17 protein-coding genes and 1 pseudogene are annotated in these 20,671 nt (G+C 73.8%); 10 read left to right on the plus strand and 8 right to left on the minus strand.

Going from position 1 to position 20,671, the window contains the following annotated elements:
• Positions 1 to 6: 6 nt before the first annotated feature.
• From ppsA to ABZ621_RS30360, 3 genes are all read right to left on the minus strand, one after another.
• Positions 7 to 2,409: a phosphoenolpyruvate synthase gene (gene ppsA / locus ABZ621_RS30350; RefSeq protein ID WP_360609632.1), complete on the minus strand. Its 2,403-nt coding sequence runs from the start codon at positions 2,407 to 2,409 to the stop codon at positions 7 to 9.
• Positions 2,410 to 2,643: 234 nt separating this feature from the next.
• Positions 2,644 to 3,567, minus strand: a complete 924-nt coding sequence (locus tag ABZ621_RS30355; protein ID WP_360609633.1) for a universal stress protein — start codon at positions 3,565 to 3,567, stop codon at positions 2,644 to 2,646.
• Positions 3,564 to 4,472, minus strand: coding sequence for a universal stress protein (locus ABZ621_RS30360; RefSeq protein ID WP_360609634.1), 909 nt, complete (start codon positions 4,470 to 4,472; stop codon positions 3,564 to 3,566). Before ABZ621_RS30360 ends, ABZ621_RS30355 begins: the two co-directional genes overlap by 4 nt.
• A 188-nt stretch (positions 4,473 to 4,660) precedes the next feature.
• Here ABZ621_RS30360 and ABZ621_RS30365 point away from each other — a divergent pair, with 188 nt between their 5' ends.
• A complete protein-coding gene (locus tag ABZ621_RS30365) occupies positions 4,661 to 5,521 on the plus strand; it encodes a universal stress protein (RefSeq protein ID WP_360609635.1) in 861 nt (286 codons plus the stop codon).
• 79 nt (positions 5,522 to 5,600) lie between these two features.
• Here ABZ621_RS30365 and ABZ621_RS30370 read toward each other — a convergent pair whose 3' ends face one another.
• Positions 5,601 to 6,299 (minus strand): pyridoxamine 5'-phosphate oxidase family protein, encoded by a 699-nt coding sequence (locus ABZ621_RS30370; protein WP_360609636.1) that lies wholly within the window; start codon positions 6,297 to 6,299, stop codon positions 5,601 to 5,603.
• Entirely contained in the window at positions 6,296 to 7,198 is a 903-nt protein-coding gene (locus ABZ621_RS30375; RefSeq protein ID WP_360609637.1) for a universal stress protein, read from the minus strand. Before ABZ621_RS30375 ends, ABZ621_RS30370 begins: the two co-directional genes overlap by 4 nt.
• 243 nt (positions 7,199 to 7,441) lie before the next feature.
• Between ABZ621_RS30375 and ABZ621_RS30380 the strand changes: the two genes are divergently transcribed.
• A complete protein-coding gene (locus ABZ621_RS30380) occupies positions 7,442 to 8,047 on the plus strand; it encodes a CBS domain-containing protein (protein ID WP_360609638.1) in 606 nt (201 codons plus the stop codon).
• Positions 8,048 to 8,069: 22 nt separating this feature from the next.
• Here the strand turns inward: ABZ621_RS30380 and ABZ621_RS30385 are convergent.
• A pseudogene (locus ABZ621_RS30385) lies at positions 8,070 to 8,249 on the minus strand (DUF1918 domain-containing protein); the annotation flags it as partial.
• A gap of 241 nt (positions 8,250 to 8,490) precedes the next feature.
• Between ABZ621_RS30385 and ABZ621_RS30390 the strand changes: the two are divergent.
• The 8 genes from ABZ621_RS30390 (at position 8,491) to ABZ621_RS30425 (ending at position 16,237) form a co-directional block, all read left to right on the plus strand.
• Positions 8,491 to 9,168, plus strand: coding sequence for a CBS domain-containing protein (locus tag ABZ621_RS30390; protein ID WP_360609639.1), 678 nt, complete (start codon positions 8,491 to 8,493; stop codon positions 9,166 to 9,168).
• Positions 9,165 to 10,964, plus strand: a complete 1,800-nt coding sequence (gene acsA / locus ABZ621_RS30395; RefSeq protein ID WP_360609640.1) for an acetate--CoA ligase — start codon at positions 9,165 to 9,167, stop codon at positions 10,962 to 10,964. The genes ABZ621_RS30390 and acsA overlap by 4 nt, the downstream gene beginning before the upstream one ends.
• A gap of 128 nt (positions 10,965 to 11,092) precedes the next feature.
• Positions 11,093 to 12,031, plus strand: a complete 939-nt coding sequence (pdhA, locus tag ABZ621_RS30400; RefSeq protein ID WP_360609689.1) for a pyruvate dehydrogenase (acetyl-transferring) E1 component subunit alpha — start codon at positions 11,093 to 11,095, stop codon at positions 12,029 to 12,031.
• The gene (locus ABZ621_RS30405; protein ID WP_360609641.1) at positions 12,028 to 13,035 is read left to right on the plus strand and encodes an alpha-ketoacid dehydrogenase subunit beta; all 1,008 of its coding nucleotides are present in this window, start codon (positions 12,028 to 12,030) and stop codon (positions 13,033 to 13,035) included. Before pdhA ends, ABZ621_RS30405 begins: the two co-directional genes overlap by 4 nt.
• 1 nt (position 13,036) lies before the next feature.
• A complete protein-coding gene (locus ABZ621_RS30410) occupies positions 13,037 to 14,437 on the plus strand; it encodes a dihydrolipoamide acetyltransferase family protein (protein ID WP_360609642.1) in 1,401 nt (466 codons plus the stop codon).
• A complete protein-coding gene (locus ABZ621_RS30415; RefSeq protein ID WP_360609643.1) occupies positions 14,434 to 14,700 on the plus strand; it encodes a phosphopantetheine-binding protein in 267 nt (88 codons plus the stop codon). Before ABZ621_RS30410 ends, ABZ621_RS30415 begins: the two co-directional genes overlap by 4 nt.
• Complete coding sequence (locus ABZ621_RS30420; RefSeq protein ID WP_360609644.1) at positions 14,700 to 15,386, plus strand: CBS domain-containing protein; 687 nt, start codon at positions 14,700 to 14,702, stop codon at positions 15,384 to 15,386. The genes ABZ621_RS30415 and ABZ621_RS30420 overlap by 1 nt, the downstream gene beginning before the upstream one ends.
• Positions 15,383 to 16,237 (plus strand): universal stress protein, encoded by an 855-nt coding sequence (locus ABZ621_RS30425; protein WP_360609645.1) that lies wholly within the window; start codon positions 15,383 to 15,385, stop codon positions 16,235 to 16,237. Before ABZ621_RS30420 ends, ABZ621_RS30425 begins: the two co-directional genes overlap by 4 nt.
• Before the next feature lie 42 nt (positions 16,238 to 16,279).
• On the opposite strand, the gene fdhF is transcribed toward ABZ621_RS30425, so the two are convergent.
• Both fdhF and ABZ621_RS30435 read right to left on the minus strand, forming a co-directional pair.
• Positions 16,280 to 18,976 (minus strand): formate dehydrogenase subunit alpha, encoded by a 2,697-nt coding sequence (fdhF, locus tag ABZ621_RS30430; RefSeq protein WP_360609646.1) that lies wholly within the window; start codon positions 18,974 to 18,976, stop codon positions 16,280 to 16,282.
• The gene (locus tag ABZ621_RS30435) at positions 18,973 to 20,670 is read right to left on the minus strand and encodes an NAD(P)H-dependent oxidoreductase subunit E (RefSeq protein WP_360609647.1); all 1,698 of its coding nucleotides are present in this window, start codon (positions 20,668 to 20,670) and stop codon (positions 18,973 to 18,975) included. Before ABZ621_RS30435 ends, fdhF begins: the two co-directional genes overlap by 4 nt.
• Position 20,671 lies beyond the last annotated feature (1 nt).

Below are 20,671 nucleotides of genomic sequence, written 5' to 3' on the forward strand. Positions count from 1 at the left end.
GCATGCTCACTCTCCTTCCGCCTGGCCGGTGCCGGAGACTTCCGCCTCCGCCACCGCGATGTGGCCCTTGACCGTCGCGAAGCTGTCGGGTGCCACGGAGACGGAGTCGAGGCCGGCGTCGACCAGGACGGCCGCGAACGACGGATCGTCGCTGGGGCGTTGACCGCACAGGCCGACGGGCCGGCCCACGGCATGGGCGCGGGCGGCCAGTTGCCGGATGCTGCGGATGACGGCGGGGTCGGTCTCGTCGAAGACGTGCGCCAGCGCCTCGGAGTCGCGGTCGACGCCGAGGGTGAGCTGGGTGAGGTCGTTGCTGCCGATGGAGAAGCCGTCGAAGCGCCGGGCGAAGTCCTCGGCGAGGATGATGTTGGCGGGGATCTCCGCCATGACGTACACCCGCAGCCCGTTCTCTCCGCGGACGAGCCCTTGTTCCGCCATCGCCGCGAGGACCCGGTCGGCCTCGTCGAGGGTACGGCAGAAGGGGATCATGACGACGACGTTCGTCAGCCCCATCGTGTCCCGGACCCGGCGGAGCGCCCGGCATTCGAGGGCGAAGCCCTCGCGGTACCCCTCGCTGTAGTACCGGCTCGCCCCGCGCCAGCCGATCATCGGGTTGGCCTCGACGGGTTCGAAGGGGCGGCCGCCGAGGAGCTTGGCGTACTCGTTGGTCTTGAAGTCACTGGTGCGGACGATCACCGGGGCGGGCCAGCGGGAGGCCGCGATGCGCGCGATGCCGTGCGAGAGCCGTTCCACGAAGTATTCTCCCCGGTCGAGGTGTCCCTCGGTGATCCGCTCGATGAGGTGCCGGTCCGGGGGGTCGAGCCGCTCCGGGTGGAGCAGGGCCATGGGATGGGCCTTCACCTGGTGGGCGACGATGAACTCCAGCCGGGCCAGACCCACCCCGTCCGCGGGCAGACGCCACCAGCGGAAGGCCGCCGAGGGGTCGGCCAGGTTCAGCATCACCCGCGTCCGGGTGGCCGGCAGGTCGTCGAGGTCGGTGACGGACTCCTCGTACGGGATCAGGCCGTCGTAGACGCGGCCCGTGAGGCCCTCCGCGCAGGAGACCGTGATCCGTCGGCCGTCGTGGAGGACGCGGGTGCCGTCCCCGGTGCCGACCACGGCGGGGACGCCGAGTTCGCGGCTGACGATGGCGGCGTGGGAGGTGCGGCCCCCGTGGTCGGTGACGATGGCGGCCGCGCGCTTCATCACCGGTTCCCAGTCGGGGTCGGTGACGCCCGTGACGAGGACCCCGCCGCGGGGGAAGCGGTCGAGGTCGGTGGGGGCGTCGAGCGCGACCACGCGTCCCCGGCCGATCGCCTCGCCGACGGCGATGCCGGTGACCAGGGGCGCTCCGTGCGTGCCGGTCAGGCGGGAGCTGCTCAGGACGCCGGCCCGGCGCCGGGACTGCACGGTCTCGGGGCGCGCCTGCACGATCCACAGTTCGCCGGTGCGTCCGTCCTTGGCCCACTCCAGGTCCATGGGACAGCCGTAGTGCGCCTCGACCGCGGCGGCCCAGTGGGCGAGGACGCGGACCTCCGTGTCGTCCAGCACCCTCCGGGCGCGGTCGTGGTCCGGGGTGTCGACCGTGCGGGTCAGACCGGCTTCGGCGTAGACGGTCTTCACCCGCTTGGTCCCGGTCCGCACGTCGATCACGGGGTCGAGTGCCGGGTCCTTCATGCTCGGTTTGAAGACCGTGTACTCGTCGGGGTCGACCCGGCCGCTGACGACGGTCTCCCCCAGCCCCCAGGCCGCGCTCACCACGATCACCTCCGGAAAGCCGCTTTCCGGATCGAGGGTGAACACGACCCCCGCCCCCGCGAGGTCGGAGCGGACCATGAGCTGGACCCCGACGGAGAGGGCGACGGCGAGGTGGTCGTAGCCCATCCTCTCTCGGTAGTCGATCGCCCGGTCGGTGAACAGGGAGGCGTAGCAGCGGGCACAGGCTTCGAGGAGGGCCTGTGGTCCCCGGACGTTGAGGAACGTCTCCTGCTGCCCGGCGAAGCTCGCCTCCGGCAGGTCCTCGGCGGTCGCGCTGCTGCGGACGGCGACCTCCGGGGTCTCGCGTCCGGTGTCCTCGGCCAGCCGGCCGTACGCGGCCAGCAGGTCGTCGCGGAGCGGAAGGGGAAGGGGTTGCGCGAGGAAGAGCGAGCGGATCGCCGCCCCGACCTCGTCCAGCGGGACGCCCTCGTGCAGGCGGTCGATCTGCGCGGCGACGGCGGAGCGCAGGTGGTGGGTGTCGAGCAGTTCACCGTAGGCGTCCGCGGTGGTGGCGAATCCGGGAGGAACCCGGATTCCCGCCGCCCCGAGCCGGTTGGTCAGCTCGCCGAGCGAGGCGTTCTTCCCTCCCACGCGGCTGACGTCCTGGCGGCCCAGGTCGGTGAAGGGAACAACGCGTCGCACGGATCCCATGGCGTCCTCCAGGGTTCTCGGACGGCTCGGCCGGGGAGCCGGGTCAGTAGGGCAGGGTGCGGCCGGACGGGGTGCGCAGGTCGAGCGGGGGCTGCTCACGGGACCGGCGGGGCTTGGCGCTGATCCGGATGCGCTGCATGGCACTCACCTCGTCACGGGACTGGAACGGCCTTGCGGTAGGTCCTCTTCCACCACCCTGGGGCGCGGCGCGCGCGACTCCCAGTGCCGAGCGGGTCAACCCGCTGCGGGCCGGTCGGGCTCCACCGGAGGGGGCCGTTCGGCCCGGCCCCGGGCATGGTCGTCGCGTTCGCCCGGGGTGCCGGAGGGGACGACGATCACGGGGCAGTCGGCGTGGTGCAGGAGGCCGTGGACCGTCGACCCGAGGCGCATGCCCGTGTAGCCGCCGCGTCCGGTCCTGCCCACGACGAGAGCCAGGGAGTCCCGTGCGGCCAGGACGAGTTGCTCGACCGGATGCCCGCGGACGACGTCCTGGGTGATGTCCGTGTCGGGGTACTGCTCCGTCCAGCCGGCCACGGACTCCGCGAGGAGACGACGACGCTCGGAGAGGCCCGCCCCGGTGTCCTCGCGCGCGAGGACCGGACGGGGCCAGACCCAGACCGCTCTCAGTCGTGCCTCGCGCAGGCCGGCCTCCCGGACGGCGAACGCCACGGCCTCCCGGCTCCGTTCGCTGCCGTCCACGCCGACCACGAGCGTCGGCGGATGGACCTCGGTGTGTTCCGGCGCGCGGACCACGACGACGGGGCAGGGGGCGCGGGCGGTGAGCGGGACGACCACCGAGCTCTCGCTGAGCAGTTCGGCGGCCCTGCCGAGCCGACGTGACCCGACGACCACGAGGTCGGCCTCGGCCGCCCGGGCCATCAGCACCGTGGCCGGTGCCCCGTCCACGAGTTCCGAGCTCGTCGGCAGGGGGCCGTGAAGCCTCCGGACGAGTTCCTCGACGTCCGCGAGGGCGGACTCCGCCCGGATGCGCAGGGCGGTGCGGTGGCCCAGGGCGTCGTACCTCAGCCGGTCGTGGACGGGGGGTACGGCGACGACGAGGCGCAGCCGCAGGTGTCTGCGGTCGGCCTCGTCCGCGGCCCACACCAGGGCGGGGACGGAGACCTCCGCGGGGTCCACGCCGAGCAGGAGGTCGTTCACGGGGTGTCGCCGCCCCGCGTCCCGAAGTCCACGGGGACGATCTCCACGGGGCAGTGGGCATGGTGGATGAGGGCGTGGGCGACGCGTCCGAGGGACGGGCCCACGCCGAGGGGCCGGTGTCCCCGGCCCATCACGACCAGGTCGGTGTGGGCGCTCGCCTCGACGAGGATCCCGGGGGTGGAGGTCCCGGTCTCGACGTGGTGGGTGACGGTCAGATCGGGGTACCACGCGCGGACGCGGTCGGCGAGGGCCTTCACCTCGTCCACCCGCCGGTGCGCGGCTGCGTCGAGGTCGTCGAGCATGGTCGCCACGTCACCGACGTGGGTGAGGATGTTCCATACGCTCAGGAGGCGGAGCGGGGCCTTGCGGACGTCCGCCTCGGCGGCGGCGAGGAACAGCCACCCCAGGTCGTCGGAGTCACGGACGGCCGCGGTCACGGAACCGCCCTCGGGACGGTCCGCCTCGCCGCGCACGACGATCACCGGGACGGCCGCGCGGGCGGCCACGCCGAGTCCCACGGAACCGAGCAGGAGGGCGGAGAAGCCTCCGAGTCCTCTGCTGCCGACGACGATCGTCTGCTCGTCGCCGGCGGCCTCCTGGAGCCCTTCGACCGGTTCCTGCCGGCCGAGCAGCCGGGTAACGACGAGGTCCGGGAAGCGTTCCCTGACGGCGGCCTCGGTCTCGGCCAGCAGGTCGCGTCCGGCTTCCCGTACGGCCTGGAGGGTCGCGGTGTCGCTCCAGTAGGCGCGCCGGCCGGTACCGGCCGCGTGGACGAGATGCAGGGGGCGGGAACGGCGGTCCGCCTCCGCGGCGGCCCAGAGGGCGGCCGTCCGGGCAGAGGGGGATCCGTCGATCCCCACGACGACGTCGGCCGGCTCCGGCCGGACGGGGGTCTCGCTGCTCATGGCTCCTCCTCGGCTGTACGCCCGGGGCTCGTACGGCGCCCGGAAGGACGACACTCCTCACGCTGGCACCCCGGGGCACCGGCCGCGAGGGGCCGTTCGGCCCCGATGCAGACCTGCCTGGCCCTCACCGGGCGGTCGGACGCCGGACGAGCCTGGTGTCATCACCGGCGACGGCCGAGGAGGCAGTGATGACGGCACAGGTCACCGTGGGACTGGACGGCTCGGAGGAAAGCATCGCCGCGGCACGCTGGGCCGCTGGAGAAGCGGTCCTGCGTGAGGTTCCGCTCCGCCTGGTGCACGTGGAGGAATGGCCGAACACCCCGGAGATCCCGATTCCCTACGCCCGGACGCTGTACGAGCGGGCCGAGGCCCTTCTGCACGACGAAGCGGGGCGGGCCCGCGAGGAGCACCCCGATCTGGAGGTCACGACGGAGCGGGCTCGCGGGCGCGCGGCGGACGAGCTGGTCGCGGCGGCGAACGAGTCCGACCTGCTGGTGCTCGGGTCCCGTGGGCTCGGCGGCGTCCTCGGGTTCGTCGTGGGCTCCGTCTCCCTCGCGGTCGTGGGCACGGCCCGACGGCCGGTCGTCCTGGTGCGCGCGGAACGCCCGGACCCGGCGTCCTCCGCCCGCGGGATCGTGGTCGGGGTCGATCTCCACCACCCGTGCGAACCCCTGCTGGCCTTCGCCTTCGGGGAAGCGGCCAGGCGGCGCGTGCCTCTGCGGTTCCTCAGCACCTGGACGGTGCCCGCCTCCTACGGCTACGCGGCCATGGTGGACCCGGGAATCGGCGAGGAGCTGGGCGCCGGCGTACGCGTCGGCCTCGACGAGCTGCTGTCGCCCTGGCGGACGCGGTATCCGGGCGCCGACGTGACGGCGAAGGCCGTCGTGGGCTCCGCCGCGTACCAGATGACCGAGGCGTCGAGGGAGGCGGAACTCGTCGTCGTGGGGCGCCGCGCCCGTCGGCTGCCGGTCGGCCCGCACGTCGGCCACGTGGCGCACGCGGTCGTCCACCACAGTCCGGCGCCGGTGGCGGTGGTCCCTCTGGGATGAGCACACGGGTGAGGGGTGGACCGGCCGGTCCACCCCTCACCCGTGTGCCCTGCCCTGCGTTCGCCCTGCCCTGGCTGGGTCAGGCCGCCGGCGCGGCGGGCTCGCCGGGCGCGCCGGGCACGCGTATCCGCCGTCCCGTGACGCGTCGGGGGACGAGCCTCACGACGGTGTCCCTCCCGTCTCCGGACCAGGGGCGCACGGTCACGGCCCGGCTCATGCCCATGGCCTCGGCCGGATCGGCGAGAACGTGCACCGGACCGACGAGGAGGACGCTCCAGCCTCTTCGGAACGCCTCGTCCAGGCTGTCTTCCTCGAAGGCGGCCTCGGCGCCGGCTGCCGCGGCCCGGCCGAGAGCGGACTCCGCCCCGGTCGAGATGACGAGGCTCCGGTCGAGCACCTGGTAGTTGACGGGGAACACGGCGAGGCCGTCGGCTCCGTCGACACCGATCCGGCCCACGCCCCCGTCGCCGAGCAGCGCCCAGCACTCCTTCTCGTCGAGCTCCACCAGCTCCGGCCGGTTCCCCGGCGGCGCCCCGCCGGGAGCGAGGTCGGCCGCGAGACCGGTCAGGTCCTGGATGGTCGTGTCCAGGGCATGCGCGAGGCGGACCAGGAACTCGATGCCGGGCGTCGGCAGCTGCTCCTCCACGTAGGCGATGTATCCGGGGGTGGATCCGGCCCGCTCCGCCACCTCCTCGCGGGACAGACCGAGCTGCCGCCGTCGCGTCGCGACGCGGCGGCCGAGGTCGCTCCGGTGCCGCCGGTCGCCGGTGCTGTTCATCGCTCGTCTCCTTCCGTGGTGGCGGGTGACGGCTGCGGTACGACGGCGACCGGGCACATGGCGTGGTGCAGGGCCCGGTGGGCCACCCGGCCGAGCTGAAGACCGATGAGCCCGTCCCTGCGGCGTGCGCCGAGCACGAGGAGGTCGGCGGCCGCGGAGCGCTCGGTCAGCAACCGGTGCGCGGTCCCCTCGACGCTGCTCCGGCGCACCCGTACCCCGGGGTGTTCCCGCGCGCGCACGGCGAGCGCCTTCTCCAGGTACTCCGCTGCCTCCTCCGCGAGGTACACCCCCGCCTCCCCGCGCAGGAGCGGGTGGTCGAGCGGGTCGTGGAGCGGGCGGCGCCAGGTCCGCACCGCGTCCAGTTCCGCGTCGCGGACCGCCGCCTCGCGGAAGGCGAACGCGACGGCCGGGGAGTCGACGTCATGGTCGCCGACGCCCAGGAGGATCCGCCCGTGGCGCGCTTCGAGGGCCGTCCGGTCCCCCCGTACGACGACGACGGGACAGGACGCGCGGGCGGCGGCGACGAGGCCCACCGACCCCAGCAGGAGGTCACCGAGCTCGCTGCGCCCGCGCGCGCCGACGACGACGCCCCACGCCTCCCTCCCCTCCCTGAGCAGGGCGCCCGCCGCGTCCTCGGCGGCGACGTCGCTGGTGACGGAGAGTCCGGGAGCCCGCCGCAGGGCGCGTTCCGCGGCCTGGCCCACGATGTTGTCGGCGAGGACCTGGCCCCACGGCCGGTCGGTGCTCCAGGGGGGTACCGCCCCCTCGTACCGCTCCCACAGCGAGGCGTACACGATCCGCAGGGGGCGCCCCTGCCGTACCGCCTCGTCGACGGCCCAGTCCAGGGCCGTCAGACCGGGATCGGAACCGTCGACGCCGACTACCAGGGGGGATTCCATCCTGCCCACCGCCTTCCCGTCGTAGGGGGGCCTGTGGTCACGCTCGCACCCGTCGGGGGGCGAGGGACAGGGCCGACCGGTCCCCCTCCGGGGCCTGCCCGCCCGGATCCGTCGGCCCGGGCCAGGGCCGACCGGGCCGGAGCGGGCCCCGTTCGGCCCTGGGCGCGGCCGGGCCGGAGCACGGAGATTCGTGAGGAAGCGGGTCGGAGAAGGCTCCGTGAGGACACCGCCGTGGAGGTTGTCATGAAGCGCGTGCGAACGGTCGACGACGTGATGAACCACTCGGTCGTCTCCGTGGGACTCGACGCCACGGTCCGGGAGATCGTCCGCGTCCTGCGGCGTTGGGAGGTGAGCGCGGTTCCGGTGCTGTCGGCCGAGGGGCGGGTCGTCGGCGTGGTGTCGGAGGCGGACGTGCTCCGCAAGGTTCCCGGTGACGCGCACGACGACGGAAGGGCTCCGACGGCCGCCCGCCTGATGACGGCACCGGCCGTCACGGTCCTCCGGGGCGCCACGATCGCCGGGGCCGCCCGTCTGATGGGACGGGGCCGCCTGAAGCGGCTGCCCGTGGTGGACGAGGAGGGCCGGCCGGTCGGCGTCGTGAGCAGGGGGGACCTGCTGAAGGTCCATCTCCGCTCCGACGCCGAGCTCGCCGAGGAGGTACGCCGCGAACTGCTCAAGTTCCTGGTGCCGGCGGGCGAAGCCACGCTCGGCGTCCGGGTCGCGGACGGCGAGGTGACGCTCACCGGCCGGTTGCCCAGGTCCGTGCCCGCCGAGCTGGCGGTGCGCCTGGCCAGGGCGGTGCCCGGTGTCGTGGGCGCCACAGCGGCCTTCACCTCCGTGGGGTCGTAGCCGTCCGGCCGGAGTGGGAGAAATGCTGGACTCGCGCGTCCGGGCCGGGGAAGACGAGAGTGACCCGCCCGGTGTCCGACCAGCGGACGTCGAAGGGCGGAGTGCCGTCCTCGTGGTGCAGTGCCACGATCTCGCCATCGCGTCCCTCGTCCCCGACGGTGGCGCCACCGATGATCAACCGGTCGCCGACGCGGGCCCACAGGCCGGCGCGGGGAGGGCTGTGCCGAGTTCCGGTGCCGTTCATGACTGCCTCCTCCCGGCAGAACGGCCGCAGGACGGTGTCCTCGCGACCGCGCCGCCTCCCCTCCACCCTGGGGTCATGCCCGACGCGCCCCATAGGGGCCAATGGTCCCGGAAGGGTCCCATTCGGCACTCCTGCGGAGGACATCGGCACCGCAGGGTGGGATCGGCGGGGGATGTCCGCTCGGCCGAGGAGGAGCGTCATGCAGCACCGCACCGTCTTCGAGGTGATGACGCATCGCGTGGTCACCGTCTCCCCCGGCGCACCGTTCAAGGAGATCGCGCGTCTCCTCGTGGAGCACGACATCTCGGCTGTGCCGGTCGTCGACGAGGACCGGCGCCTCCTGGGCGTGGTCTCGGAGGCCGACCTGCTGCGGGACACCTCCGAGCTGCCCGATCTGGAGGGCCGCTGGGCGGGCGTCCGACTGCTGTCACGGGAACGGGGGCTCCCCGAGGCGGAGACGGCGGCCGATCTGATGACGTCGCCGGCCGTCTCGGCGCAGCCCGGCTGGAACCTCGTGGAGACGGCCCGGACGATGGATCGCAAGGGCGTGAAGCGGCTCCCCGTGATCGACGAGACCGGCCGGCTGGTCGGGATCGTCAGCCGCACCGATCTGCTGCGGCCGTTCCTCCGCGGCGACACCGCGATCCAGGACGAGATCGAGCACGACGTCCTGACCGAGACCCTGCGGATGGCCCCCGGCACGCTCCGTGTCACCGTCGACGACGGAGTCGTCACCCTGACCGGCCGGGTCGACGAGCGCGCGGACATCCCCGTGATCGTCAGGCTGTGCCGCTCCGTGGACGGGGTCGTCGCCCTGCACGAATCGATCGACTACGCGTACGACAACCTGGCCCTCGACGTGGAGCCACCGCGATGAACGTCCTCCCGGCAGATCCGGTGATGGCCGACTACGAGCGTACGCGCGCCGTGTTCGACTGGCGGCGCGAACGCTCCCGGCTGGCGGAACTGCCAGACGGCGGCGTCAACATGGGGTACGAGTGCGTCGACCGGCATCTGCGGGAGGGACACGGGGAGCACGTCGCACTGCGCTGCGTCGCCCGTGACGGATCCGTGCGGCCGGTCACCTACGCGCGGCTGGCACAGGACAGCTCCCGCTTCGCCCATCTGCTCGACGCGCTCGGCGTCGGCCCCGGCGAACGCGTCTTCACCCTGCTGGGCCGCCGCTACGAACTCTTCACGACCGTGCTCGGCACCCTGCGTGCCGGACGTGTCGTGTGTCCCCTCTTCACCGCATTCGGCCCCGAACCCATCGCCCTGCGGATGGAACTCGGCGACGCCACCGTCCTGGTGACGACCCGGGAGTCGTACGAGCGCAAAGTGGCGCCGATACGGTCGAGGCTCCCGCGCCTGCGCCACGTGCTGCTCCTCGACCTCGACGGTGACCCGCCCGCGGACACCCTCGCTCTCCCCGCGCTGACGGCCTCCGCGCCGAAGACCTACGACGTGGGCCCCACCGCCTCCGCCGACCTGGCACTGCTGCACTTCACGAGTGGCACCACGGGCACCCCCAAGGGCGCGATGCACGTGCACGAGGCAGTCCTCGCGCACCGCGTGACGGCGGCCTGCGCGCTGGACCTGCGCGAAGGGGACGTCTTCTGGTGCACCGCCGACCCGGGCTGGGTCACCGGCATGTCGTACGGGGTCGTCGCACCCCTCGCCCTCGGGGTGACCACCGTCGTCGACGAGGGCGACTTCGGCCCCGCCCGCTGGTACGGCATCCTGTCCGACCAGCACGTCACCGTCTGGTACACGGCACCCACGGCGCTCCGCATGCTCATGCGGGCCGCGCCGAGGGACGGCGCCCTGCCCACGGAGCGGTACGACCTCTCGTCGCTCCGATTCGCGGCGAGTGTCGGCGAGCCCCTCAACCCCGAGGTGGTGCACTGGGGCCGGAGGGCGCTCGGCCTGCCGGTCCACGACACGTGGTGGCAGACCGAGACGGGCGCCATCATGATCGCGAACTTCGCGGCCGATCCGGTGCGTCCCGGTTCGATGGGACGTCCGGTGCCCGGCGTGGAGGCGGCCGTCCTCGCCTGCGGCGAGGACGGCCGGGCCGCGATCGACGAGGGGCACGTGCGCCTCCTCCGGCAACCGGGTGCGCAGGGCGAACTCGCCCTGCGGGCGGGCTGGCCGTCGATGTTCCGCGGCTATCTGCACGAGCCGCGCCGCTACGAGTCCTGCTTCGCCGACGGCTGGTATCTGACGGGTGACCTGGTCAGCCGCGACGCCGACGGCTGGTTCTGGTTCGTGGGACGCGCCGACGACGTCATCAAGTCCGCAGGACATCTGATCGGCCCGTTCGAGGTGGAGAGCGCGCTCATGGAACACCCCGCGGTCGCCGAAGCGGGAGTCATCGGGCGACCCGACCCGCTGGCGGGCGCGATCGTCAAGGCGTTCGTCCTGCTGCGCCCCGACGTCCACGCCGGCGCCGAACTACGGCGCGAACTGCACGCGTTCGGCCGCCGGAGGCTCGGACCCGCGGTCGCTCCCCGGGAGATCGAGTTCGTCGAGGACCTGCCGCACACCCGCAGCGGCAAGGTGATGCGACGCCTGCTGCGGGCCCGCGAACTGGGCCTGCCGGAGGGTGACGTCTCCACGTTGGAGACCCGGGAGCCGAGCGGAACACCCGACACGACGGCGAAGGGTTCGTGATGGCCATCGCACACGGCGGCGCGGCCGCCGGCACGTCGAAGACCAAGGACCGCCGTACGCGCAAGCGCACCGCGTCCGCCGCTCCGCCCGCCGCGGAACAGGTGCACGACCTGGACCTGCTGCGGCAGATGCTGCTGATCCGCCGCTTCGAGGAACGGTGCGTCGAGCTCTACAGCTCGGCGGTGATCCGCGGCTTCGTCCACCTCTACATCGGCGAGGAGGCGGTGGCCGTAGGCGTCCACCAGGCCCTCACGGACGGTGACGCGGTGGTCTCCACGTACCGCGAGCACGGTCACGCGCTGGCCCGCGGGATCCCGCCCGAGGCCGTCATGGCCGAGATGTACGGGAAGACCACCGGATGCAGCCACGGCCGCGGGGGGTCGATGCACCTCTTCGACGCCGAACGCCGCTTCTACGGCGGCAACGCGATCGTCGGCGGCGGACTGCCGCTCGCCGTCGGCCTGGCCCTCGCCGACCGGATGCGCGGCGATCCCCGCGTGACCTGCTGCTTCTTCGGCGACGGCGCCTTCGCCGAAGGCGAGTTCCACGAGACGGCGAATCTCGCCGCCCTCTGGGCGCTGCCCGTGCTCTTCGTGTGCGAGAACAACCAGTACGCGATGGGGACGGCTCTCGCCCGTGAACACGCGCAGACGGATCTGGCGATGCGCGCCGCGTCCTACGGGATGGCGGCCTGGGCCGTCGACGGTATGGACGTGCGCGCCGTGGAGAAGGCGGCACGCGGGGCGGTCGAGTCGATCCGTGCCGGCCACGGGCCCCACTTCCTGGAGGCCAGGACGTACCGGTTCCGCGCGCATTCGATGTACGACCCCGACCGGTACCGGCCCAAGGCCGAGGTCGAGGAATGGAAGCGACGCGATCCCGTCGCCGTCCTCGAACGCGCCCTCCGGGAGTCGGGAACGATCGACTCCGCCTCCTTGGAGGCCGTGGAGCACGAGGTCGCCACCACCGTCGACGACGCGGTCCGGGCCGCGGAGCAGGCACCCGAGGAGCCCGTCGAGACACTGCTGCTCCACGTCACGGGCGACCGCGAGGAGGCGCCGTCATGACTCCGCGTTCGCGGTCCGGCACACGGACCGGCACCGAAACCACCTACCGGGAGGCTCTGCGCGAGGCGCTGCGCGAGGCCCTCTCCACGGACGACCGGGTCTTCCTCATGGGCGAGGACGTGGGACGTTACGGCGGCTGTTTCGGAGTCAGCCTGGGCCTCCTGGAGGAGTTCGGCCCCGACCGGGTCCGCGACACCCCCCTGTCGGAATCGGCGTTCGTCGGTGCGGGAATCGGCGCCGCCCTGGCCGGCATGCGTCCGATCGTCGAGATCATGACCGTCAACTTCAGCCTGCTGGCGCTCGACCAGATCCTCAACAACGCGGCCACCCTGCGCCACATGTCCGGTGGACAGCTGGGCGTCCCCCTCGTCATCCGGATGACGACGGGGGCCGGCAGACAACTGGCGGCCCAGCACTCCCACAGCCTCGAAGGCTGGTACGCCCACATCCCCGGGCTGCGGGTCCTGGCACCCGCCACCCTCGACGACGCCCGCCACCTCCTGCCGGCCGCGCTGGCCGATCCGGATCCGGTACTCCTCTTCGAGCACGGGAGCCTCTACAACGTGGCCGGCGCGCTCGACCCCACGGCCGAGGACCTCGGGCTGGACCACGCGGCGGTGCGACGGGAAGGCACCGACGTCACGGTCGTCGCCTACGGAGGCTGCGTGCCCAAGGCTCTGGAGGCGGCCGGGCGCCTCTCCGACGAGGGGATCAGTGCCGAGGTCATCGACCTGCGCACCCTGCGCCCCCTGGACGACGCCACGATCCTCACCTCGGTGCGCCGTACCCACCGGGCCGTCCTCGTCGACGAGGGCTGGCGCAGCGGCAGCCTGGCGGCCGAGATCGAGGCCCGGATCTGCGAACAGGCCTTCTTCGACCTCGACGCACCCGTGGAGCGGGTCTGCAGCGCGGAAGTCCCCGTCCCGTACGCCCGCCGGCTGGAAGAAGCAGCACTCCCCCAACCCGCCGGCATCGTCGCGGCGGCGCACCGGGCGGTGGGCTGAGATGGCGGAGTTCACGATGCCGTCGCTCGGCGCCGACATGGACGAGGGCACGCTCTCCCAATGGCTGGTGCACCCGGGCGATCACGTCACACGGGGCGACGTCGTCGCGGTGGTCGAGACCGCCAAGTCGGCCATCGAGGTGGAGTGCTTCGAGAGCGGGACGGTGGACAGCTTGCTCGTCGACGAGGGCGCGACGGTGCCGGTGGGCACTCCGCTGGCTCGCATCACCGCGCCGGCCGAAGAACCTCGGCCCACGACCCCGCTGGTCCGCCGGCTCGCCGAGGACCGGCACATCGACCTCGCCGACGTCCGTGGTTCGGGGCCGGGAGGCAGGATCACACGGACGGACGTGGAGAACGCGGGACCTCGGCCTTCTCCCCCGGCCGCCGGCAAGCCGGCTGCCCGCCTCGGACAAGCCGACGCGAACCCTGACCGGCGACAGGCCGGCGGACGCCCCGGCAGCCCGCCCGCGGCGGTCGGAGTCCCCCGGCACCCGGACGGCCCCGCGCCTCGACGGACGACCGGATCCGGCCATGCCGAACCCCCGGCAGCTGCGACGAAGTCCCGGCGGGGCACGGGCGGAGCGAAGCGGGTCCACGCCTCGCCGCTCGCCAGGAGGCTGGCCGGCGAGCTCGGGGTGGATCTCGCGAGCGTGGCCGGCACGGGCCGCGACGGCACCGTGCGCGCGGAGGACGTCCGCACCGCCGCCGCACCGGGTGCCTCACAGCACGCCGCGGGCACGGCGCGGGAGGCGACGGCACGGCTGATGTCCCGCTCCAAGCGGGAGATCCCCCACTTCTACCTGTCCACGACCGTGGACATGACGGCCGCCCTGGACTGGATGCACGCACGGAACCGCGACCTGCCGCTGTCGGCCCGCCTGGTGCCCGCCGCTCTCATGCTCACGGCGGTCGCACGCGCCGCGGGCGAGGTGCCCGAGCTGAACGGGCACTGGGTCGACGGCGCCTTCGCCCCGGCGCCCGACGTGCGCCTCGGGGTCGTGGTCTCCCTCCGGGGCGGCGGCCTCGTCGTCCCGGCACTCGCTCACGCCGACACCCTTGCCGTGACCGAGGTGATGGCCAGGCTCAAGGACGTGGTGACACGGGCCCGTGACGCCCGGGGCCGTCTGCGGTCGTCCGAGACCGCCGAGCCCAGCATCACCGTCACCAATCTCGGCGACCAGGGCGTCGAAGCCGTCTTCGGGGTCGTCTATCCGCCGCAGGTCGCCCTCGTCGGGCTCGGCCGGATCACGGAACGGCCCGTGGCCGTCGACGGCCTCCTGGGGGTACGGCCCACCGTGACGGCGACGCTCTCCGCCGACCACAGGGCGGCCGACGGAGCCACCGGTGCCCGCCTTCTCACCGCCTTCGACCGAATCCTGCAGCAACCGGAGGAACTGTGAACCACGACGAGGCGAGGACGTTCGTCCGCCGGGCCGTACGACGCGTCGTTCCCGACGCGGACTTCACCGGTCTCGACCCCGACGCGTCCCTGCGTGACACGTTCGACATGGATTCCCTGGACTTCCTCGAGTTCGTCGAGGCGCTCGCCGAACTCAGCGGCAGAGAACTGAGCGAAGACGACTACCCGGTCCTGGTCACCTGGGACGGCTGCGCCGACCGCCTGGTGGCCGGGGCGAGGACCGCACACGAGAGGAGCGGGTGATGCGACACCGCCGGATCGAAGAGCTGATGACCCGTGAGGTGGTGAGCCTCCGCGGGGACGCGCCGTTCAAGGAGATCGTGCGTGTGCTGGCGCACCACCGCATCACCGCCGTGCCGGTGGTGGACGGGACGAACCGGGTGCTCGGCATCGTCTCGGAGGGCGACCTCCTGCGCAAGACGGCCGATCAGGCCGCCGTCCCCGGGGACACGCCCCCCGTGCCGGGACTGGAGGCGTGGGAGCGGGCGAAGGCGGAGGGAACACGCGCGGAGGAACTGATGTCCGCTCCCCCGGTGTGCGCCCGCCCCGGCTGGACGGTCGTGGAGGCCGCGCGTCTGATGGAGGTGCAGGGGGTCAAGCGCCTGCCCGTCGTCGACGAGCAGGACCGGCTCGTCGGCATCGTGAGCCGCCGGGACCTGCTGGGGATCTTCCTCCGCGACGACGACGGCATCCGCCGCGAGATCACCGAGGACGTCCTCGCCGGCACGCTCGGCCTCGCGCCGGACGTCGTGAGCGTCGAGGTGAAGGAAGGCCGGGTCGAGCTCGGCGGCACCGTGCCGTACCGGGGCATGGTGCCGGCGATCGAGCGCATGTGCGCGACGGTGGACGGAGTGGTCTCGGTCTCGTCCACCCGCCTCGCCCACGAGTTCGACGACGTCACCGCGTCGTCTGGAGGTGGATGGTCATGAACGGCGAAGGCATCGTGGTCGGAATCGACGGCTCGGACGAGGCGGAGGCCGCCGCCCTGTGGGCGGCGGACGAAGCCGCCCTGCGCGGCACGGGTGTCCGTCTGCTCCACGCGCGGCAGCCCTGGCCGGACTCCGTCTCCCGGGTCACGGCCCGGGAGCCGGAGGACTCGTGGGCCGAGGAGCTGCTGACAAGCACCGCGGCGGGACTGCGCGAGCGGCATCCGGGCCTCTCCGTGACCACCCGGATCGCGACCACCGGCCCCGTCCCGGCGCTGGTCGAAGCGGCGGAGGCGGGTGCCCTGCTGGTCCTGGGTTCACGTGCGCTGAGCGGCACGGCCGGCTATCTGGTCGGCTCGGTGGGGCTGGCCGTGGCCGGTGTCGTCGAGCGTCCCGTCGTCCTGGTCCGGGCGGCCGGCGGCGTCACTCCGGAGGGCCCCGTCGTGGTCGGGATCGACGCGCGGCAGCCCGCGGACGCGGCGCTCGCGTTCTCCTTCGAGGAGGCGGCCCGCCGACGTGTCGGCCTGACCGCCGTCTACGCCCAGCAGCTGCCGTTCTACGCCTGGGGACCTGCCATGGTGCCCGACCTGCGCCTCAGCGTGCAGCCGGAGATCGAGCGCGCCCTGGAGGACACTTTGGATCCCTGGCGCGCCAAGTATCCCGAGGTGGCCACCGCCGCCTCCGTGGTGATCGGATCGGCCGGCCTCGAACTCGTGCGGGCCGGCTCCGGCGGCGGCCTGGTGGTCGTGGGCCGGCGTACGCGCCGTTCGGCGATGGGAGCGCACATCGGCAGCGTCGCCCATGCCGTGCTGCACCACAGCCGGGCCCCCGTCGCCCTCGTGCCGCACGACTGAACTCGGCGGCACCCCGGGACCCGGGGCCGGTTCGGATGGGGTTCAGCCCCCCGGCCGCACCGCCGGGCGCAGCCGCACCGCCGTGACCTTGTACTCCGGACAGGAGGTCACGGTGTCGGCGTGGTCCGAGGTCAGTGAGTTGACCCCGTCGGACGGGAAGTGGAAGGCACAGAACACCTGTCCGGGGGCGACGTCGCTCCCCACTCGGGCGATCAGCCTCGCCTGACCGTGGCGGCTGTCCACCACGACGGGGACACCGTCCTCGACTCCGTACCTCGCGGCGTCCTCGGGGTGCAGGTCGAGACGGCCCTGAGGGTCGAGCACGAGGTTGGCGCCGCGCCGGGTCATGCTGCCGGAGTTGTAGTGGGCCCAGCGGCGGCCTGTGACCAGCAGGAGCGGGTGGTCTGCGTCCGGTTCCTCTCCCGGCGGCAGGTAGGGCGCGTCGGAGAGCCGGGCGCGGCCGTCGGGCGTGGCGAACCGTTCGGTGTACAGGGTGGATTCGCCGGGCAGGTCGGGCGAGGGGCAGGGCCACGGAACCGCCTTCTCCCGGTCGATGCGGGCGTGCGAGACGCCGGCGAAGACCGGTGCCACTCGTCCGCACTCGGCGAGGGCCTCCTCGGGCGTACGGCAGCCGAGGTCAAAGCCCATCGCCGCGCTCAGCGCGTGGACGATCTCGAAGTCGCTGCGGGCCGCTCCCGGGGGCGCGACCGCGGCGCGCACCCGCTGGAACCGGCGGTCGAAGTTGACGAAGGTGCCGTCCTTCTCCAGCCAGGAGGCGGCGGGCAGGACGACGTCGGCGTGCCGGGCGGTCTCGCCGAGGAACAACTCGTCGACCACGACCAGCGGGCAGGCGTCGAGCGCCTGCGCGACGCGCCGGCTGTCGGGGTCGGTGGCGCACACGTCCTCGCCGATGATCCACAGGGCCTGGAGCCTGCCGTCGCGGGCGGCCTCGAACATCTCGGGAATCCTGAGGCCCGGCGCGGGCGGCACCGGCCGGCCCCACACCGCCTCGGCCCGGGCGCGGGCCGCGGGGTCGGTGACGCGCCCGTAGCCGGGGAGCAGATCGGGCAGGGCACCCATGTCGGAGGCGCCCTGGACGTTGTTCTGGCCGCGCAGCGGGCTGATCCCGAAGCCCCGGCCGGTGCCTCCCACGGCGCCCCGGAGGATGGGCAGGTTGGCCAGGGTGCGCACGCCGTCGGTGCCGTGGAGGTGCTCGGTGACTCCGAGCCCGTACACGACGGCGGGCCGCTCGGCGCGGCCGTAGAGCAGAGCGGCCCTGCGGATGTCCTCGGCCGGGACGCCCGTGATCCCTTCGACCCGCCCGGGTGGGTAGTCCGCCAGGAGCGCGGTGAGCTCGGCCAGCCCGGCCGCTCGGTCATGGAGGAACACGGAGTCGATCAGGTCCTCCTCCACGAGGACGTGCGCGAGGCCGTGGAAGAGGGCGACATTGGTGCCGGGGCGGGGGCGCAGGTGGACGTCGGCGTGGCGGGCGAGGCCCACGGCCCGCGGGTCGGCGACGACGAGGGCGGCGCCGTCCAGGGCGCGCTGGAGGAGGCGGGCTCCGACGACGGGGTGGGCCTCCACCGGATTGGCCCCGACGACGAGGAGGCAGTCGGCCGTCGCGACGTCGTCGAAGGAGTCGGTGCCGCCGGCGCGTCCGAAGGCAGCGGTGAGTCCCGCCGCGGAAGGGGCGTGACAGAGGCGGGAGCAGTTGTCGACGTTGTTCGTGCCGATGGCGGTCCGCAGGAACTTCTGGACGAGGTAGTTCTCCTCGTTGGTGGCACGGGCGGACGAGATGGCGGCGACCGACCGGGCGCCGCCGCGCTCGACGGCGGCGCGCAGTCCGTCCGCGACGACGCCGATCGCCTCGTCCCAGCTCGCCGGGGTCAGGGCGCCGCCGCGTCGGACCAGGGGTTCGGTGAGTCGTTCGGCCGAGGTGAGGTAGCCGTACGAGAAGCGGCCCTTCACGCAGGCGTGCCCCCGGTTGACCGGACCGTCGCGGGCCGGCAGGACGGCGGCGACGCGCTCGTCCCGGACGACGACGTCCAGCGCGCAGCCGACTCCGCAGTACCCGCAGGTGGTGCGCACGCGGCCGGGGACCGGTGGTCGTGAGGTGAGGCCCCGGGCGGGGCCGGGCTGGGTGATCGCGCCGGTGGGGCACGTGTCGACGCAGCCCCCGCAGGCGACGCAGTCGGATCCGGCCCAGGCTCCGCCCGTCCCGGGCGCGACGACCGTCTCGGCTCCGCGTCCCGTGAGGGTGAGGGCGAAGGTGCCCTGGACGTCGGAGCACATGCGGACGCAGCGGCCGCAGGCGATGCAGAGGTCCCGGTCGAGGTGGACGTACGGGTGGGTGTCGTCGCGCCCTCGCGTCGCGGTCCCGGTGGCCACGTCCGGGGTGATGCCCGAGGCCCGGCAGGCTTCGGCCAGTTCGCTCGGCGGGTCCTGGGCGAGTGCCCGCGGCGGAAGCTCGGAGGCGATGAGGGCCACGGCGTCCCGCCGCAGGTTCCGGATCTCCGGGCCGGCCGTGTCGACCTCCATGCCCGGCCCGGCGGGGGTGACGCAGGCGGCGACGGTCCGTCCGCCGGTCCGTACGAGGCAGGTCCGGCACGAGCCGGCGGACCGGAGGCGGTCGTCGTGGCAGAGGGAGGGCAGTTCGGCGCCCGCGGCCCGCGCCGCGTCGAGCAGGGTCGCTCCGACGGGCAGTTCGACCGGGACGCCGTCGACCCGGAGGCGGGTCACCGGTCCCACCCCGCCAGGGCGTCCCCGTAGGCGCGGGCGAGGCTGCGGACGGCGAGGGGTACGCGGCGGCCGAAGGCGCAGAGGCTCGCCTCGCCCATGAGCCGCGCCAGGCGCCCGTAGGCCTCACCGGGTGCGGGGCCCGTCTCCTGGGCGAGCCCGAGACCTCGACGGGTCCCGACGCGGCAGGGCGAACAGGCCCCGCAGCTCTCGTCTTCCGCGAACTCCCATACGTGTCGCAGCAGTTCGCGTGGATCAGTGTCGGCGTCGAAGGCGACCATTCCGGCGTGCCCCAGCGCCGCGCCCTGCTCGGCCAGCGCCCGGGAGGTGAGGGGGACGTCGAGGGCGTCCCCGGGCAGGAAACCGCCGAGGGGCCCGCCGATCTGGAGGGCGACGAGTTCGCGCCCGTCCCGGAGGCCGCCACCGTACCGGGTGACGATCTCCCCGACCGGGGTGCCGAGTTCGACCTCGTAGGCTCCGGGCCGGGCGAACCGCTCGGAGAGGCAGACCAGTTTCGTCCCGGTCTCGTCCGCCGGGCCGCGCCGGGCGTAGGCCGCGCCGCCGTGGCGGACGATCCACGGAACGGCGGCCAGCGTCTCGACGTTGTTGACGACCGTCGGGGCGTCCCACAGGCCGTGGTCCGTCGGGTACGGCGGCCGGGGGCGGGCCACGCCACGGCCGCCCTCCAGGCGGGCGATGAGCGCGGTCTCCTCCCCGGCCACATAGGAGCCGGCGCCTTCGGCGATCTCGACGAAGGGCCGTGGGCCGGCCTCCCCGGCCTCGGGGGCCAGATCGCCGTCCGCCACCGCTTGCCTCACCGCCCGCCGCAGCCGGGCCGTCGCCTCGGGGTACTCGGACCGCACCAGGACGGTTCCGCGCAGTGCGCCGCAGGCGTAGCAGGCGAGGGCGAGCCCCGCGAGGACGCGCCCCGGGTCCTTCTCCATCAGCAGCCGGTCGGCGTACGAACCGGGGTCGCCCTCGTCACCGTTCCCGACGACGACCGCTCCGGTCCTGTCCGCCACCGCTGCCCATTTGGCCGCCACGGGGAATCCGGCTCCGCCCCGTCCACGCAGTCCGGAGGCGGCGACCTCGTCCCGGATGACATCGGGGCCCAGGTCGGCGACGGCGTCGCGCCATACGTCCCAGGCGGATTCCTCGTTCTCCACTCCCACGAGGAGGACGGGGGATCCGGTGGTGTCGGAGGCGGGGACGGCGGGCGCGCGGGGCTCCGTACGTCCGGCGAGCTGGTCGGCCAGGTCGGCACCCGCGCGGGGGCGGGTGCCGTCGAGGGCCGCGGGAGCCGCGTAGCAGTAGCCGAGGCAGTGCACGGCCTGGAGCGAGGTCCGGCCCTCCTCGCCGACGTGTCCGGCGGTCACGCCCAGTGCCTCCTCCGCCTCTCTGACGTGCCGGCCTCCCCGAGCGGCGAAGCAGGCCGTCGCGGTGCACACGCGTACGTGCCGCTCGCCTCGCGGAGCGGCGAGGTCGGCGAAGTACGTGGCGGGCCCCAGACCCGCGGCCGCCGGCAGCCGGGACGCCGTCGCGACCCGAGGCGCCCATGCGGCGGGCTCCCCGGCGTCGGCCGCTCTGGCCCGCTCCAGCGCGGCGGGCAGCGGCTCGCCCCGCTCTGCGTGCCGGGCGATCAGCTCACGGAGCGCGTCGTGCCGCCCACGCGACTCCGCGGGCGTCCGGCGGGCCATG

This window comes from Streptomyces sp. NPDC007863 (assembly GCF_040633895.1).
Lineage (GTDB): Bacteria > Actinomycetota > Actinomycetes > Streptomycetales > Streptomycetaceae > Streptomyces.